This is a genomic window from Moraxella sp. RCAD0137 (assembly GCF_002894025.1).
GTDB lineage: Bacteria > Pseudomonadota > Gammaproteobacteria > Pseudomonadales > Moraxellaceae > Moraxella > Moraxella porci.
This window is the reverse complement of the sequence record NZ_LTCC01000001.1, coordinates 427643-442996: the sequence shown is the minus strand read 5'-3', so window position 1 is coordinate 442996 and position 15354 is coordinate 427643. Positions and strand designations below refer to the sequence as shown.

Annotated in this window: 12 protein-coding genes and 1 pseudogene; 5 read left to right on the top strand and 8 right to left on the bottom strand. The window is 48.1% G+C overall.

Annotated features, from left to right (window positions below):
* The first annotated feature begins 96 nt into the window (after nucleotides 1–96).
* On the top strand, nucleotides 97–1938 hold the full coding sequence (locus AZ602_RS01950) for a SurA N-terminal domain-containing protein (protein WP_103033447.1): 1842 nt from the start codon (nucleotides 97–99) through the stop codon (nucleotides 1936–1938).
* 53 nt (nucleotides 1939–1991) lie between these two features.
* Here the strand turns inward: AZ602_RS01950 and AZ602_RS01945 are convergent, their stop codons facing one another.
* The 6 genes and pseudogenes from AZ602_RS01945 to prmA form a co-directional block, all read right to left on the bottom strand.
* Nucleotides 1992–2336: a 4a-hydroxytetrahydrobiopterin dehydratase gene (locus AZ602_RS01945; protein WP_103033446.1), complete on the bottom strand. Its 345-nt coding sequence runs from the start codon at nucleotides 2334–2336 to the stop codon at nucleotides 1992–1994.
* 12 nt (nucleotides 2337–2348) lie between these two features.
* A pseudogene (locus AZ602_RS01940) lies at nucleotides 2349–2906 on the bottom strand (phenylalanine 4-monooxygenase); the annotation flags it as partial.
* Between the two features lie 15 nt (nucleotides 2907–2921).
* Nucleotides 2922–3128: a hypothetical protein gene (locus AZ602_RS10265; protein WP_255409058.1), complete on the bottom strand. Its 207-nt coding sequence runs from the start codon at nucleotides 3126–3128 to the stop codon at nucleotides 2922–2924.
* Between the two features lie 200 nt (nucleotides 3129–3328).
* Complete coding sequence (gene purH, locus AZ602_RS01935) at nucleotides 3329–4930, bottom strand: bifunctional phosphoribosylaminoimidazolecarboxamide formyltransferase/IMP cyclohydrolase (RefSeq protein ID WP_103033445.1); 1602 nt, start codon at nucleotides 4928–4930, stop codon at nucleotides 3329–3331.
* 185 nt (nucleotides 4931–5115) lie between these two features.
* Complete coding sequence (locus tag AZ602_RS01930; protein WP_199174072.1) at nucleotides 5116–5376, bottom strand: helix-turn-helix domain-containing protein; 261 nt, start codon at nucleotides 5374–5376, stop codon at nucleotides 5116–5118.
* Between the two features lie 324 nt (nucleotides 5377–5700).
* Complete coding sequence (gene prmA, locus AZ602_RS01925) at nucleotides 5701–6630, bottom strand: 50S ribosomal protein L11 methyltransferase (protein ID WP_103033444.1); 930 nt, start codon at nucleotides 6628–6630, stop codon at nucleotides 5701–5703.
* Between the two features lie 188 nt (nucleotides 6631–6818).
* On the opposite strand from prmA, the gene AZ602_RS01920 reads away from it, so the two are divergent.
* On the top strand, nucleotides 6819–7661 hold the full coding sequence (locus AZ602_RS01920) for an arylamine N-acetyltransferase (RefSeq protein ID WP_103033443.1): 843 nt from the start codon (nucleotides 6819–6821) through the stop codon (nucleotides 7659–7661).
* An 86-nt stretch (nucleotides 7662–7747) separates the two neighbouring features.
* Here AZ602_RS01920 and mrcB read toward each other — a convergent pair whose 3' ends face one another.
* Nucleotides 7748–10138, bottom strand: coding sequence for a penicillin-binding protein 1B (gene mrcB / locus AZ602_RS01915; protein WP_103033442.1), 2391 nt, complete (start codon nucleotides 10136–10138; stop codon nucleotides 7748–7750).
* 318 nt (nucleotides 10139–10456) lie between these two features.
* Here mrcB and AZ602_RS01910 point away from each other — a divergent pair, with 318 nt between their 5' ends.
* Entirely contained in the window at nucleotides 10457–13054 is a 2598-nt protein-coding gene (locus AZ602_RS01910; protein WP_103033441.1) for a heavy metal translocating P-type ATPase, read from the top strand.
* Nucleotides 13055–13110: 56 nt separating this feature from the next.
* Here AZ602_RS01910 and AZ602_RS01905 read toward each other — a convergent pair whose 3' ends face one another.
* On the bottom strand, nucleotides 13111–13833 hold the full coding sequence (locus tag AZ602_RS01905; protein ID WP_103033440.1) for a Bax inhibitor-1/YccA family protein: 723 nt from the start codon (nucleotides 13831–13833) through the stop codon (nucleotides 13111–13113).
* A 194-nt stretch (nucleotides 13834–14027) separates the two neighbouring features.
* Here AZ602_RS01905 and AZ602_RS01900 point away from each other — a divergent pair, with 194 nt between their 5' ends.
* Together AZ602_RS01900 and AZ602_RS01895 are read left to right on the top strand one after the other, a co-directional pair.
* On the top strand, nucleotides 14028–15002 hold the full coding sequence (locus tag AZ602_RS01900; RefSeq protein WP_103033439.1) for an NAD(+) kinase: 975 nt from the start codon (nucleotides 14028–14030) through the stop codon (nucleotides 15000–15002).
* 36 nt (nucleotides 15003–15038) lie between these two features.
* A complete protein-coding gene (locus tag AZ602_RS01895; protein WP_078253378.1) occupies nucleotides 15039–15329 on the top strand; it encodes a YeaC family protein in 291 nt (96 codons plus the stop codon).
* Nucleotides 15330–15354: the final 25 nt, after the last annotated feature.

Here is a 15354-nt window from a genome sequence, read left to right as displayed (position 1 = left end):
TTTTAGCCAACATTGAGCCAAATAGTCATCATCGCTTTTTTTGCGTTTTGCACCCGTGGCATTTCAATTTTGGCACACGAATAAGAGTACAAAATAATGGAAAACATGCGCAATTTCTTAAAAAGCTGGCCAGGTCGGTTGGTTTTGATAGGTACTTTGATTCCCATGGCTTTTTTGGGCGTGGGGACATTTGGCGGCCCAAACATTCAGCCCAATGAACTGATCAAAGTTGGTGATCAGGTGGTCGATGTCAGCACCTTTCAAGCCGAAATGAACGCTGAGCGCAATGCACTGATTGAGCGGGGCATCGATGCCAGTTTGATCAATGAATCGGCTTTGTTTGAGATGACTCTAAAGCGCTTAACTGACCGTGCGCTATTGGAAAATCAGGCATTGAGTCTGGGCATGACCGTCTCTGATGAGATGATCACACAGCTTTTGCAGCAGTATGAAGTGTTTCAGGACAATGGGCAGTTTTCTAATGATCGCTTTGCTGCGTATTTGCAGCAAAATGGTTTGACCAAAGATGTGTTGTTTGGCATTGAGCGTTTGCGCCTAAGCTTAAGACAGCTGATTAACAGCATCGTAGGCACAGCGATCTATCCAAATAGCCAAATTGGCCATCTGATCGATTTGCAGCTGGAGTCGCGCGAAGTCTGGGTGCAGCGCTATCACTGGCAGGATTATGTCGATCAAGTACAAATCACAGATGCGCAAATCCAAGCCTATTTTGATGCCAATAAAGATACACTGATTAAGCCTGCCACAGTGGATTTGAGTTACATCGAGCTGGATCCTATGACACTGAAGATCGAGGCACCGACTGAGGCGGAGATCAGCGCGCAGCAGACGGCCTATATGCGCGAAAATGGCATCAGTGATGGCAGACAGCTTGCACAGATTTTGCTAACAGGTGCTGATGCTGAAGCACGCGCAGCTGAGATTCAGACGAAGCTCTCCGCTGGCGAGTCTTTTGAAAGCTTGGCGGCACAGTACTCTGATGATCCAAGTGGCAGCAACGGCGGTGCCATCGGCAGCTTTAATCCTGCGGTATTTGGCCAAGACGCTGCCAAAGTCGAAGCGACCTTGGCAGGCGTGGGCGTGGGTCAAGTGAGTCAGCCTGTGCAGACGGGTTTTGGCTTGCATCTGTTTAAGGTCACCTCGATCAGTGATGATGCGCCGAATCTAGCCTCAATGCGCGATCAGATGATGGATCGAGCAGCGGCATTTAAGCGCAGCCAAGCTTTTGAAGATCTGTCAGCACGCATTAACACCATGGCTACCGATGGCATGGGTGTGGCTGATATTGCCAAAGAAACTGGTCTGACTGTGCAGCAGATTAATGCTTATCCGCAGGTGAACAATACCACTGCATTGGCACAGCCTGCAGTAATCGCAGCGGCTTTTGATGACTTTACCATTCAAGATCAAGGGGTAAGTCCGAATGTGTCTTTGGGTAATAAGAATGTCTGGGTGCAGCCAAGCAACTACCAAGCATCGCGCCCTCTGACTTTTGAGGAAGCCAAAGAACAAATCCGCCAAACTCTGGCAAAAGAACAAGCCATCAAGCTTGCGCTGGCAGATGCTCAAAAAGCAGCGGCATCAGATTCGGCAGCACTTAGAGTGCCTAATGCCAATTTGGGCATGGTCACGCGCGCAACTCCGCTCTTGAGCGCCCTAGAAAAAGCAAGCTTATTCTTGCATCAAAGTGGTGATCACGATGTTTGGGCAGTGCAGACCGAAGAGGGAGCAAGCGTCATCGTTGGCGGCCCAGTCCAAAAAACACAAGAATCACAGCTGTCAGCCGCTGATCGGGCGCAAGCTGTAGCAGTCATCCGTGATAATGTCGGCGCCGATCAGTTAGAGGATTATGTCCGCTACCTGCGCGACACTTCAGAGGTCATCATTAACGAAGATGCACTCAAGGCTCAGCGCTGATTTGATTGATAAAAAATACCCCAAAGCTTTGTTTTTGGGGTATTTTTTACATTTCAATCATGAACCAATGCATCCGTCCGAGCGGCCAAGATAAAGTCATTCTTGTGTAGTCCGCCAGCTTCGTGCGACCACCATGATACAGTCGCCTTGCCCCATTCGAGTAAGATAGCAGGATGATGACCGGCAGACTCAGCGATCTCACTGACTTGGTTGGTAAAGGCCAGTGCTTGTTTATAATTTTTGAACTTAAATACCTTGGTCAGTCGCTTGATGCCATCCACTTCGATCATCTGCCAAGTAGGGATTTGCTCAAGCAATACGGGCAGTTGGTCATCGCATAATAGGGGTGCATCTAGGCGACAGACTTCACAGGCTTGGTCTTTGAGTGGGGTGTTCATGGTTATTTCCTATTATTTATCTAATAAACTTGGGTGCATCTCATACAATCCATCGCTTTGGGCTTGGCTGATGGCGGATAGTAGCGTGGCTTCATCTAGATCAAACAGCACATCAGGCGACTCAATCACATAATAAATCGGCTGAATCTTATCAATGCGATAGGGCGTACGCAAAATATCATTGAGATTAAATGGTCGATATTCAGGCTTGCCTGATAGGGCATATTCGCTCTCGGCTGGCGAGCTTAGGATGCCGCCACCATAGATACGCAGTCCTTCTGTGGTATCAATCAGTCCAAACTCCATCGTGAACCAATACAGGCGTGCCAAAAATACCCGTGTCGCCTTATCTGATTTTAGCCCAAGCTTGCCATAGGTATGGGTGAATTTAGCAAAGACAGGGTGGGTCAATAGCGGACAATGACCGACAATTTCATGAAAAATATCAGGCTCTTGGATGTAGTCAAAATCTTCACGAGTGCGGATAAAGGTCGCTACAGGAAATTTTTGGTCAGCAAGCAGCCCAAAGAATTTGGAAAATGAAATCAGCGCAGGCACTGCAGCCGCAGCAAAGCCTGTCGTCTGCTATAATACTCGGTCAATATCGGCAAGCTGTGGAATCTGTGCGGTTGGCAGTGCAAGCTTATTCAGCCCATCAAGATAATCTGGGCAAGCCTTGCCAATGATACTTAACTCTTGACGGACAAATAAATCATACCAAATGGCGTGCTCATCATCGCTGTATTGGATAAATCCTGACGCATCTGGCGTATGAGCATGATAGTTGGTCATACAATGTCCTTATTGTGTGTCTGCTTTTATATTAGGTAAATCCGACCACAGCGTCAAATGAAAAATGGTTCAAATTCCATCCAAATTATTAAAATTTTGTTATTATAATTATTATTTATATAAAATTTTGTTTTATTTATTGGCTTATCCGATAAAAAATAAGCACAACCCTAAGGCTGTGCTTATCATAAAATCAAAAATCAATGGCGGAAATGACGCATACCGGTAAATACCATTGCAATACCATGCTCATTGGCAGCGACGATGACTTCATCATCACGCATTGAGCCACCTGGCTGGATGATGCACTTGATGCCAGCGGCAGCGGCATTGTCGATACCATCACGGAATGGGAAGAACGCATCCGATGCCATCACAGCGCCTTCGACCTCCAGACCTGCGTGTTCAGCCTTGATGGCGGCGATACGTGCAGAGTTGACACGGCTCATCTGACCTGCGCCCACACCGATGGTTTGGCGGTTTTTGGCGTAGACGATGGCGTTTGATTTGACATATTTGGCGACTTTCCAAGCAAAGATCAAATCGTCAAGCTCAGCATCTGTTGGTGCTTTGTCGGTGACGACTTTTAGGTCGTCTTTGGTGATCATGCCTAGGTCTTGGTCTTGGACAAGTAGGCCGCCATTGACACGCTTGAAGTCAAATTGGCTAGCGCGCTCATCGATGGCAGGCAGTTCGCCGCAGACTAGGACACGGACATTTTTCTTGGCGCCGGTGACTTCAAGTACGCCATCAGCGACGCTTGGTGCGATGATGACTTCGACAAATTGACGCTCAACGATGGCTTTGGCGGTCTCGATATCCAGTTCACGGTTGAATGCGATGATGCCACCAAAGGCTGACTCAGGGTCGGTGGCATAAGCCAAATTGTAGGCTTCTAGGATGCCGTCTAGTGAGACAGCGACACCGCAAGGGTTGGCGTGCTTGACGATGACGCAAGCAGGCTTGGCGAATGATTTGACACATTCAAGTGCAGCATCCGTATCGGCGATGTTGTTGTATGACAGCTCTTTGCCTTGTAGCTGTTTGGCGGTTGAGACGGATGCTTCACGGGCGGTGCTTTCAACATAAAACGCCGCTGATTGGTGTGGGTTTTCGCCATAGCGTAGATCTTGGGCTTTGATGAATTGGCTGTTAAAAGTGCGTGGGAATTGGGTATTTGCAGTAGCGTCGTCCGTTGGCTGTGCATCGCTGTCTGCAGGCAGACGAGCACCCAGCCAGCTTGCGATCATGCCATCATAGGCAGCCGTGTGTTCAAAGGCTTTGACCGCCAAATCAAAACGGGTCGCAAAGCTCAGTATGCCACCGGCTTTTAGCTCAGTAAGGACGCGTTCATAGTCGGCAGGGTTGGTCACGATACCCACATGGGCATGGTTTTTGGCAGCTGAGCGTACCATCGCAGGGCCGCCGATGTCGATATTTTCGATGGCATCACCCATGGTTACATCAGGCTTGGCGACGGTGGCAGCGAATGGATATAGGTTCACTGCGACGATGTCGATGCGGTCGATGCCATGCTCTGCCATGATGGCATCATCCACACCACGACGACCTAGGATGCCACCATGAATTTTTGGGTGTAAGGTCTTGACACGGCCGTCCATCATCTCGCTAAAGCCTGTGTGTGCTGAGACTTCGATGGCATTGATACCGCTGTCGGTCAAGAGCTTAAAAGTACCACCTGTTGACAAAATTCCAAAGCCTGCATCGACCAGACCTTTGGCAAACTCAACGATACCTGCTTTGTCAGATACGGACAATAAAGCAAAACGCTTAGAACTCATAAATCACCCTTAACAATGGATAAAATTGATAATGACAATCGAGCAATTCTCGACCGACAATTTAAAAACAAAATGATACCATTGATGGCGATTTTTATAAAGTCAAATTGTACATTTATCCAAAATTTTCTGCTTTGATAAACAAAACTCAAAGCGATCAGCCTTGGGTGGGGTGGTGTAGGAAATTAGAGCAGCCCATAACTTTTAAGCTTGGTGCGTAGGGTGCCGCGGTTAAGCCCAAGAATTTGTGCGGTTTTGGATTGATTGCCTCGGGTGTGCTGCAATGTCGCCATCAAAAGTGGCTTTTCAAATTCTGCCAAAAAAAGATTATATAAATTGCTGGCGTCTTCATCGCCCAATGCATCAAAATAGCGCTGCACTGCAAGCTCAACATGCACATGCAGCGGCATCGAATCTTTGTCATTGGTCTCGATGGCTGCATCCATAGAATCGTGAAGGCTTGGGTCGGCATCGATGTAAGAGGTGGTGTGCATGTATATAAATCCACAAACGAGCACAAATAGAACACCTGTTGGTGCAGTGCGACTTATAATGATAGGGTTGAATTTGGGTGGTTGATCTCAATATGGGGACTGTCAGATAGCACCGCTTATCGATATCAACCTCAAAATATGGCCAAATCTTACCAAACGATGACAAATCTCGCCATTGCCGTTATGTTATGGCATGTAGTGACTTTGTAAATGATGAATAAATCAGGCAGACTTAAGTCTTAAGTCTGCCTGATGTGGGCTTGTGATGGGCGTGATTTAGCTTGCGCGCTTATGGCCGCTTAGGCGATGCCAGTGATGATCTTCGGTATTATCATAGGCATATGGCGCATCGATATCAAAATATGGGGTGTAGGCATCGATGACATCTTGGGTTTGATTTTGGATCAGACCTGCCAGCACGATGCTGCCGCCATCTTTAAGTAGCTCGCTAAAAGTCGGGGCAAAGTGAATTAATGGCTTGGCCAAAATATTGGCGGTGATGGTATCGCACAGCTCAGGATGGTCTTGGCGATACGCGACAAACTCATCAGGTAAAAAGGCAATAAGCTTATCTTCAACACCATTTAATGCAGCATTTTGACGAGTGGCAAGCACCGCCTGTGGGTCGATATCCACCGCAAGCACTTGGCGAGCACCCAGCAGTAGCGCAGCCACGCCTAGAATACCCGAGCCGCAGCCATAGTCGATGACCAGTTTATCGGTCAAATCCTGTTCAGATAGCCAATCTAAGCATAGGCGAGTGGTGGCATGATAGCCTGTACCAAAGGCAAGGCCAGGGTCTAGGATTAGGTTGGTCGCATCTGGCTCAGGTGCTTCTAGCCATTCAGGGACAATCCATAGATTGCCCGCGCATTTGATTGGCTTATAATAAGTCATCCACTCACGTGTCCAGTCCTTATCATCTAAGCGAGTAAGCCAAAAACGGGTCGCATCCACTTCGGTGGCCATCTCACTGGCAAGGCTTTCAAAATCGGTACCAGCAAAACTATCATCGCTATTAGTATCAAAAATCGCCGTCATTACCACATCGCTCCACAGCGGCTCTTCACCAGGCATCGGCTCAAACAATGGCTCATCGCCAGCATCTTCGAGCAAAATCGAGACAGCACCAGCTTCATAAAATAAAGCTTCGGCAAGCTCGACGGCGGATTTTGGGCATTGTAGATGAAGTTGTTGCCAAGACATAGCAGATCCTAAAAAATAAATGAGTATATGTATTATAACAAAGATCGCAAGCTTAATAAATGATGCAGATTTATGAATATCAATGACCACAGCGGTCGCAGTCGGTGCTTGAGTGATAGGTAGATGACTGGTTATAATTGATGTGAATATGATCTCATCAGACAAATGAATCAAAACAAGGAGTAATTATGCTAACTAAATCACAGCTGGATCATTATCTAACAACACTGGACATCACGCCATCAGACATTCAAAAAAATGGGGCAAGCATGACAACGCTGTCACGCCTGCAACTGATGCATCTGTGCCGTTATCCCTTTCAAAGCCTATCGACGGTGCTGCATGAGACAGTGGACATCGACCCTGCCGCCATCTATCAAAAATTGGTGATCGAGCGCCGTGGCGGCTATTGCTATGAACAAAATGAACTGCTGCGTCAGGCACTCGTGGCACTAGGCTTCGAGGCAGTAACACTGACAGGCTATATCGTACATGAGAACAATCCTGCCACCCCAAAAGCACGCACACATACTTTATTAAAGGTGATGGTAGATGGGGTGGCTTATCTGGTGGATGTGGGCTTTGGTGGGCAGGTGCCGACCGCGCCTTTGAAGCTGGAATTTGACACCATACAGACGACGCCACACGGCGAGTATTGGCTCACAGCTTTTGGGGATCAATGGGTGCTGTCGGTACAGATCAAGGGACAATGGCAGATGCTGTATGCTTTTGATTTGACGCCAGCTGATCAGCCGCTGCTTGAGATGGGTAATTGGTTCGTATCAACGCATCCATCATCGCCATTTCGCACACGGCTGATGGCATCACGCATCGAGCCACATGGCGTGCGACACAGCCTGCTCAATACCCGCTATCGTCGCCATCACATCGGACAGTCAAGCCAAAGCCATGACATCGGCTCGGTCGATGAGCTGTTTGAGTTATTAACTCGGACATTTGGCATCAATACCGCACACATCGATGACCAAAAGATGGTGCTGGCACAGTTTTTAGAGCATCATGCTATCTGATGGCTTGAGTTAATCATTAAACTTTGGCGAAATTAAGCGAATTTAAAGTGATAATTTGTAAAGCCAATCACCAAGATGGGTAACAATCAATACCCATCTTGGCTATTTGGCATCATCGGTTCGGCATAGTCGTCGATGAGATAATCCTGTGTCGATGACTCTGATTCTGGAGCATACAGCGGATCGGCCTCGATGTAGTAGCCATCATCCTGATAATAGCCGCCCATATCCAGACTATCTCCCAGTGACTGCATGCGTGCTTGCTGCTGCTGATATGCCATCAAAGCGGCGCAGTCATTCATCTGTGATGGACGATAGGCATCAATCACAGGCAGCCACAGCGCGCCTGTGCAGCCTTGGGCAGACAGCGTGCCATCATAGCCATCCATCCACTGCCAAGTCACGCCTGATGGCAGTGCCAGATTGACAGGACTTAGGGTAAGTCTGCGCATATAATCCGTCCAGATGGGCAGCGCGCCAGTACCGCCAGTCAGTCCGATTGGCTTGTTATCATCACGACCGACCCATACCACACTGACATAGTTGCCGCTGTAACCAGCGAACCACGCATCTTTATTGTCATTGGTGGTGCCAGTTTTGCCAGCCAGTCCCAGATCTTTATTGATGCCATTGGCAGCTTTGGCGGTGCCTGAGCGGATGACTTCTTGTAAACCGCGATTGAGTAGATACACCGCCTCAGGTGGTGCGCGAAATTGCTGATGCGTTTGACTGCGCTGCAATACTCGGCCTTGATCATCGATCACCGTACGCACGGTATGAATGGGTGTATAAGCACCACCATTGGCAAAAATCTGATACATCCCAAGCATCTGCATTGGCGATAAGTCGATAGCACCGAGCATCACCGATGGATAAGGCGGAATCTCAGTGGTGATGGATAAATTTGCCATCTGTGCCTTAAAGGCGTTCATCCCTAAAGACAGGCCGACATTCACCGCTGCTTGGTTATAAGAATTGGCCAAAGCTGTCATCAAAGGCACTTGGCCATGCGACGCGCCACCGTAGTTTTTGGGCGTCCAGCGCTCAGTGCCGACCGTATAGCTGACTGGCTGATCATTGACCGGCGTGGTCAGATGATAGCGGCCAGACTGAAAAGCGGTCAGATAAATCACAGGCTTAAGCAGTGAGCCGACTTGGCGTTTGGCGTCGATGGCTCGGTTAAAGCCAGTAAACTCGCTGCCTGAGCCAACCAATGCCACAAGCTCCCCTGTGGCAGGGTGTGCGCTGACCAGTGCGCCTTGCAGATCTTTGGTGGCGCCACCTTTTTTGCGCAGTTCGCCAAGCCTATTGGCCATTGCGGTATCGGCGGCTTGTTGGGCGATGGGATCAAGCGTTGAGATGATTTTTAATCCGCGATTTTGCAGATCTTCTTTGCGATAATACTGCTTAATTTCTCGGCTAACAGCATCCAAAAAATCGGGGAATCTGGGCTTGGCGATGGCAGGTGTTTTGACCACGCCCAGTGGTTTTTTGATGGCATCTTGATAGGTAGCGTCATCGATTTTGCCAGTGGTGAGCATGTTTTTTAGGACAACATTACGCCGTAACAGCGCACGATCAGGATGATTGCGCGGATTATAATGGCTTGGCCCTTTGGCAAGTCCGACCAACAATGCATATTGATCCAAAGTCAATTCATTTAATGGCTTATCAAAATAAAATTGTGAGGCGATGCCAAAGCCATTCACCGAGTGATTGCCATTTTGACCCAGATTAATTTCATTTAAATAAGCCAATAAGATTTCTTGTTTGTCATAATGCAATTCTAAGAGCATCGCCATCAGCGCTTCGTTGACCTTGCGCTTTAATGTGCGATCAGAATTTAAATAAAAATTTTTGATCAGCTGCTGAGTGATGGTAGAGCCGCCTTGCATCGGCTGACCAGTGACATTGGCGACGATGGCGCGACTGATGCCGCGGATCGAGATGCCATAATGATCATAGTAGCCGCGATCTTCGGTGGCGATGAGTGCATCAATGAGCGGCTGCGGGATTTGCTTATCATCGATCAATAAGCGGTCTTCGTTATTGTCTGGATAGATGCTGCCGATCTTGATGGGTTCGATGCGCACCATGCCGCGGTTGTTTGGAATGGTGCTTTTTAGGCTAGTGATGGCATTGTCATCAAATTGCACTTCGATGAGCTGCGCCGCTTCACTGTCGCTGTCACCATAATGAAAGCCGCGACTGTAGATGGTGTAGGTGTTAGCATTTTTTTGATAGCGGCCAGTTTGGGTGGTGGCATCTTGGCTATAGCGCAACAACTTCAGCCAAGACTCAAGCTCTGATGCCGACAGCGCTGCACCTTGATATAAAGTCAGCGGCCGTGAATATAAGGTAGCAGGAATGTCCCATTTGCGTGCTTCAAATTTGCTGACGACCGTGGCATTGAGATGCACCACATAAAAAACCATAGCCGCAACCGCAGCCATCATCAATAATGCCAATAAACTCATCACAAAACCATATTGATGAGGCTGTGATTTGTGGGGATGTTTTGTTGATGAAGCCGATTTTAACACCGCAAAACCTCGGAAAATCAAAAGTCATACTATCGCCCAAATTTGTTCAATTTTCAAGCCAAATCCGCGTAGAAAATTGGCTAAGATTTGCTTGATTGTAGGATTTTTGTTGGAAATATTAAATGTCATCAAAAATTGAGGGCTTAATAAAAAATAGATATGGTTTGGTGTATAAAAGCATGGTTTGATTTGGGATAACTTGTATGGCGAATGTGCTATAATATCTTATTTACCACCATTTGATGACCCATCATGACCGTAAAGAGTTCGACTGATTATCAGACCGATACTGACACCCTAGAACAAAGCTTGATTTTGCCGCCTGAGGGTAGCTGTTTTCACTGTGGTGAAGTGCTGCCCAAAGAGCCGTTTTATACTGTGATATTTGAACGGCCAAGGGCGATGTGCTGCTTGGGTTGTCAGCTGGCGAGCCAAAGTATCGTTGAAGCCAATCTTAGCCAATATTATCTGGATCGCCGTGAGATCAGTCCAACGGCAAGCCTACCTGATGCCATCAATTTTAGTGCTTATGATCATGCGGATATCAAAGGGCAGTTCGTCTATGCCGAAAATGGCGGTAGCACGGCTGAATTATCCGTCGCCAATCTCAAATGCTCAGCGTGTACTTGGCTGATCGAGACGCGTCTGCGTTCGATGGCGGGGGTCAAGGATTGTCAAGTCAATTTGACTCAGCAGCGGATGCGGGTGAATTGGGATGATACCATCTTACCCATCAGTGAGATCTTAAAGGCAGTGCATTCGGTGGGTTATGATGCCAAGCCGTATCGCCAAGACACGCACGAAGCGATGCTCAAACGCCAAAACAAAAAAATGCTCATTCGCCTAGGGATTGCTGCGCTTGGGGCGATGCAGGCGATGATGTTCTCTATTGGGATGTATTTTGGCGAGTATAGCGGGATGCTGATTGAGCATCGAGATTTTTTGCGTTATGTCTCATTATTTGTCAGTATTCCAGTGTTTTTTTATGCGGCTGTGCCGTTTTTTGTATCGGCATTTTATGCTATCAAAGCTCGTCAAGTCAACATGGATGTGCCAGTGTCGATTGCACTGATTACCACGTTTACCGCAAGTCTGTATGCCACCGTCATCGGCGGTGGTGAGACTTATTTTGACTCAGTGGCGATGTTTATTTTCTTTTTGCTTGCTGGGCGATTTATCGAACAAAATGCTCGCCTAAAAGCATCAAACATGGCATCGGATTTGGTGGTGATTGAGCCGACTTTGGTCAAGCGATTGGACGAAAACAGTCCGCTCATCACACAAATGCAGGCAGGTGCTTTGGATGCATCCGTTATCGAGTCATGGTGGCAGGATGTCGGACAAAGTTTATCCAAATCTGCGCTTGATGATACGGACAAAATCCTTGCCCAAAGCGTCAAAGTGGGGGATGTCATCGCCATCGATGCAGGCAGTCAGATTGTCGCGGATGGGGTGCTATTATCCGAGACGGCGACCGTGTCACAGAGTCTATTGACTGGCGAGAGTGATTTGATTGTCAAGACTCGTGGTGATGCGATGGTGGGCGGTGCTCAAAATGACTCACAGCCCTTTGTGATGCTGGTTACTGCCGATGTGGATAATAGCCAAATCGCGCTCATTGACCGTTTGATGAACCGAGCGATGAGCGAAAAACCCAAAATCGCCCAAGATGCCGACCGCATGGCACGCTGGTTCGTCGCACGAGTGTTGGTGCTGTCACTGCTGGTGTTCGCTGTGTGGTGGTTTATTGATAAACATGAAGCACTGTGGGCGACGGTGGCGGTACTGGTGGCGACTTGTCCGTGTGCATTGTCACTGGCGACGCCGATTGCTTTGACAGTGGCGACCAACCGCTTGGCAAGTTTTGGTTTTTTGACCACACGAGGGCATACGGTACAGACGCTCTCGACGGTGACACAAGTGGCGTTTGATAAGACAGGGACGCTGACGACAGGGCAGGCGAATTTATTGGCGGTGGTTAGCGATGCTGACAAGGCTGAACTACTTGCCAAAGCAGCGGCGCTTGAGATTGGCAGTCGTCATCCTGTGGCAAAGGCATTGTTGACGGCGGCGCATGGTTTGCATCTGCCTGTCGTGACGGATGTCGTGCATCATACCGCAGGTGGTATCGAAGGGGTGATGGATGGCGTGCGTTATCGCATCGGGCATCTGCGTTTTGTCAGTGATTCTGCCATTGATGCTGATAGCTCATCTCTGGGGCAATTTGCCGAAAACTTAAGCGAGTATCAAGCCAATATGTCGGTGTTGATGTCAAGATGGCAGGGTGATGCTTGGCAAATTGTGGCGCGTTTTTATTTTAATGATTCGCTGCGAGCCGATGCCAAAGCGATGATTGATGGGCTAAAAGCTCGTGGCATCACGCCATTGATGCTGACAGGCGACCCGAACCCAAATGCACTTGCAGTCGCTACCGACTTGGGTATCGGCGAAGCTTACTATGGACTTAGCCCTGAAGATAAAGTCAATCATATCAAGCGACTACAAACCAATGGCGAAACTGTGCTGATGGTCGGCGATGGCATCAATGATGCGCCCGTACTAGCTGCCGCCAATGTCTCGACATCCATCGCAGGTGCTGCAGACCTTGCCCAAGTCTCAAGCGATAGCGTACTGCTAGGTGGTAAGCTATTGGCGATCGACCGTGCCATCGGACTGTCCATTAAGAGTCAAGCCATCATCCGCCAAAACCTGCGTTGGGCATTGATTTATAATTCATCCGTGCTACTGCCTGCCGCCTTTGGCTATGTACCGCCTTGGCTGGCTGCCATCGGCATGAGTCTATCAAGTCTAGCTGTGGTCGCCAATGCCATGCGGATTAAGCGCGCATAAGCATCAAAAAACGCTTGCCATCAGACAAGCGTTTTTATATTTAAGCGTTTTTATCATTATTCGCTTTGTAGATAGCCGATCAAACGCAAGAACTCAATGTACATCCATACCAGCGTTGATAAAATACCGATACTAAATACCCATTCGTACTCGCGAGCGACGCCATATTGTACGCCTTTTTCGACATTATCAAAGTCTAGTAATAGGCTAAATGACGCAATCAAAGTGACAAACACGCTAAAGCCAATCGCCACCAAGCCACCATCAAATAGTAGTGGCAGGCTTGAGCCAAACAATCTAAAGCCAAGCTGTACAAGGTACAAGATACCGATGGCAATGATGGCTGAAGTGATGATAGAGCGGAATTTTTCGGTGACCTTGACCATGCCTGTGACATACAGTGTCAGCATCACAGCGGCGGTGATGAAAGTCGCTGACAAAGCAGACAGTGGCACGCTTGGGTACATCCGATACATGATCAAGCTAAACGCACCTAACAGCACGCCTTCGGTCAGTGCATAAGGTATGGCAAGCGACTTGGCTAGATGTGGCTTAAATGAGCTTGCCAAACCCAGTCCCATACCGGCAAATACCGCAACGATTGCCATGGCATACAGAATGCCTGATGATAGGGCGGTTGCCAAGCCATAAAAGAACACGCCAAAGCCTGACACGGCAGCCAAGCTTAATAAAAATGCACTTTTGGCGACGACGCCTTGGGTTCGCATGGCGACACTGCTGGTCATGAGTGTAGTGCGACTGATGATCGGATTTGCCATAAAATCAAGTTCCTTAACGAGTTTTAATTACCAATTTATTCAATGTATTGAAAGCTATATATGTGTTTAACAATACAAAATGCAAGGGCATTTGTCAAGATGGTATAAATTTTATGCCCAAAGCGTGAGTTTTATTGTGTTGATGGGCGAATTTGGGTATCATACACCTTTAATTTGTCGCTAAGTGTCATTTCATGTCAAATTTTATTAACAATCACCCAAAACGCCCGCCGTTTCGCCGTATCGGTGTCATGGGGCGTGCAGGCAAAGCAAGTATCGTTGAGACGCTCAATGAGCTGATCACCTTGCTCAAAGGGCGTGATTTGTCCATCATCATCGATACTGAGACCGCTGCCATCGAGGGTATGTCGATTGATTTTGATCAGATTGATGGCGTTCGCCTAAAAATCGTGCCACGCCAAAAGATGGGCGAGCATTGTGATCTGGTCATCGTCGTCGGCGGTGATGGCTCGATGCTCCAAGCAGCGTCCGTGATGGCAGGGACAGATGTGCCTGTATTGGGCATCAATCGTGGTCGATTGGGCTTTTTGGCGGATGTCAATCCTGATGAGCTGACCGAAAAAGTCGGTCAGGTACTCGATGGGCAATATTGGTTGGTTGAGCGGTTTTTGTTAAAATTTCGCATCGTCCAAAATGACGAACAAGGCAATCCAACCGATGAAGTCATCCATGAAGATGTGGCGCTCAATGACATCGTACTACACGCAGGAAAATCAGTGCATACCATTGATTTTAAACTAAAAATTAATCAGCATGATGTCTATCGTCAGCACGCTGATGGGCTAATCGTGGCAACGCCAACTGGCTCGACAGCCTATGCACTCTCAGCAGGTGGGCCGATTATCCATCCGACGCTCGATGCGATTTGCTTGGTGCCGATGCATCCGCATACGCTGTCTAGCCGTCCTTTGGTGGTGGCAGGTAGCTGTCAGATTGCCATCAATATCCACAAGGACAACCGCACGCAGCCGATGGTGGGCGCAGATGGCAAGGCATCAGCACCACTTGAGAATGACCAGACGCTACTGATTGCCAAGCATGACAAGACCTTACTGCTGCTGCACCCTGACAGTTATAGTTTTTATGAAGCGTGTCGCACCAAGCTGAACTGGAACTTATACAGCGAAGAATTTGCCCTAGATAAATAACCCAACGACAGCCAAGCGTACATAAGGAATCCTACAATGAACAAACAAGATATCCTAGACAGCCTAACCCCCGAAATCGTCGAAAAATTCCGCACCGCCATTGAGATTGGTCGCTGGGAAAATGGCGAAAAACTCACCGATGCACAACGCACCACCTGTATGCAAGCGGTGATGGTGTGGGAACATGAGTATCTGCCCGTCACCGAACGCACAGGCTACATCCATAAGCCCAAAGATAAGCAGGGCAATACCATTGGTGAAGAGTGTGATGTCGAGCATGACCATCATTACCCAAATGCCGAGCAAGTGGTGAAGTTTAAGCACTGATGGCTGATAAGCGTTTGCAACTGTA

What these genes read in the sequence shown, in the direction of transcription:
- AZ602_RS01920 (WP_103033443.1), top strand. Translation starts at nt 6,819, where the DNA reads ATGCTAACTAAATCACAGCTGGATCATTATCTAACAACACTGGACATC.
- AZ602_RS01930 (WP_199174072.1), bottom strand. Translation starts at nt 5,376, where the DNA reads ATGGATGCAGCCATCGAGACCAATGACAAAGATTCGATGCCGCTGCAT.
- prmA (WP_103033444.1), bottom strand. Translation starts at nt 6,630, where the DNA reads ATGTCTTGGCAACAACTTCATCTACAATGCCCAAAATCCGCCGTCGAG.
- AZ602_RS01945 (WP_103033446.1), bottom strand. Translation starts at nt 2,336, where the DNA reads ATGAACACCCCACTCAAAGACCAAGCCTGTGAAGTCTGTCGCCTAGAT.
- AZ602_RS10265 (WP_255409058.1), bottom strand. Translation starts at nt 3,128, where the DNA reads ATGACCAACTATCATGCTCATACGCCAGATGCGTCAGGATTTATCCAA.
- AZ602_RS01910 (WP_103033441.1), top strand. Translation starts at nt 10,457, where the DNA reads ATGACCGTAAAGAGTTCGACTGATTATCAGACCGATACTGACACCCTA.
- AZ602_RS01895 (WP_078253378.1), top strand. Translation starts at nt 15,039, where the DNA reads ATGAACAAACAAGATATCCTAGACAGCCTAACCCCCGAAATCGTCGAA.
- AZ602_RS01905 (WP_103033440.1), bottom strand. Translation starts at nt 13,833, where the DNA reads ATGGCAAATCCGATCATCAGTCGCACTACACTCATGACCAGCAGTGTC.
- AZ602_RS01950 (WP_103033447.1), top strand. Translation starts at nt 97, where the DNA reads ATGGAAAACATGCGCAATTTCTTAAAAAGCTGGCCAGGTCGGTTGGTT.
- purH (WP_103033445.1), bottom strand. Translation starts at nt 4,930, where the DNA reads ATGAGTTCTAAGCGTTTTGCTTTATTGTCCGTATCTGACAAAGCAGGT.
- mrcB (WP_103033442.1), bottom strand. Translation starts at nt 10,138, where the DNA reads ATGAGTTTATTGGCATTATTGATGATGGCTGCGGTTGCGGCTATGGTT.
- AZ602_RS01900 (WP_103033439.1), top strand. Translation starts at nt 14,028, where the DNA reads ATGTCAAATTTTATTAACAATCACCCAAAACGCCCGCCGTTTCGCCGT.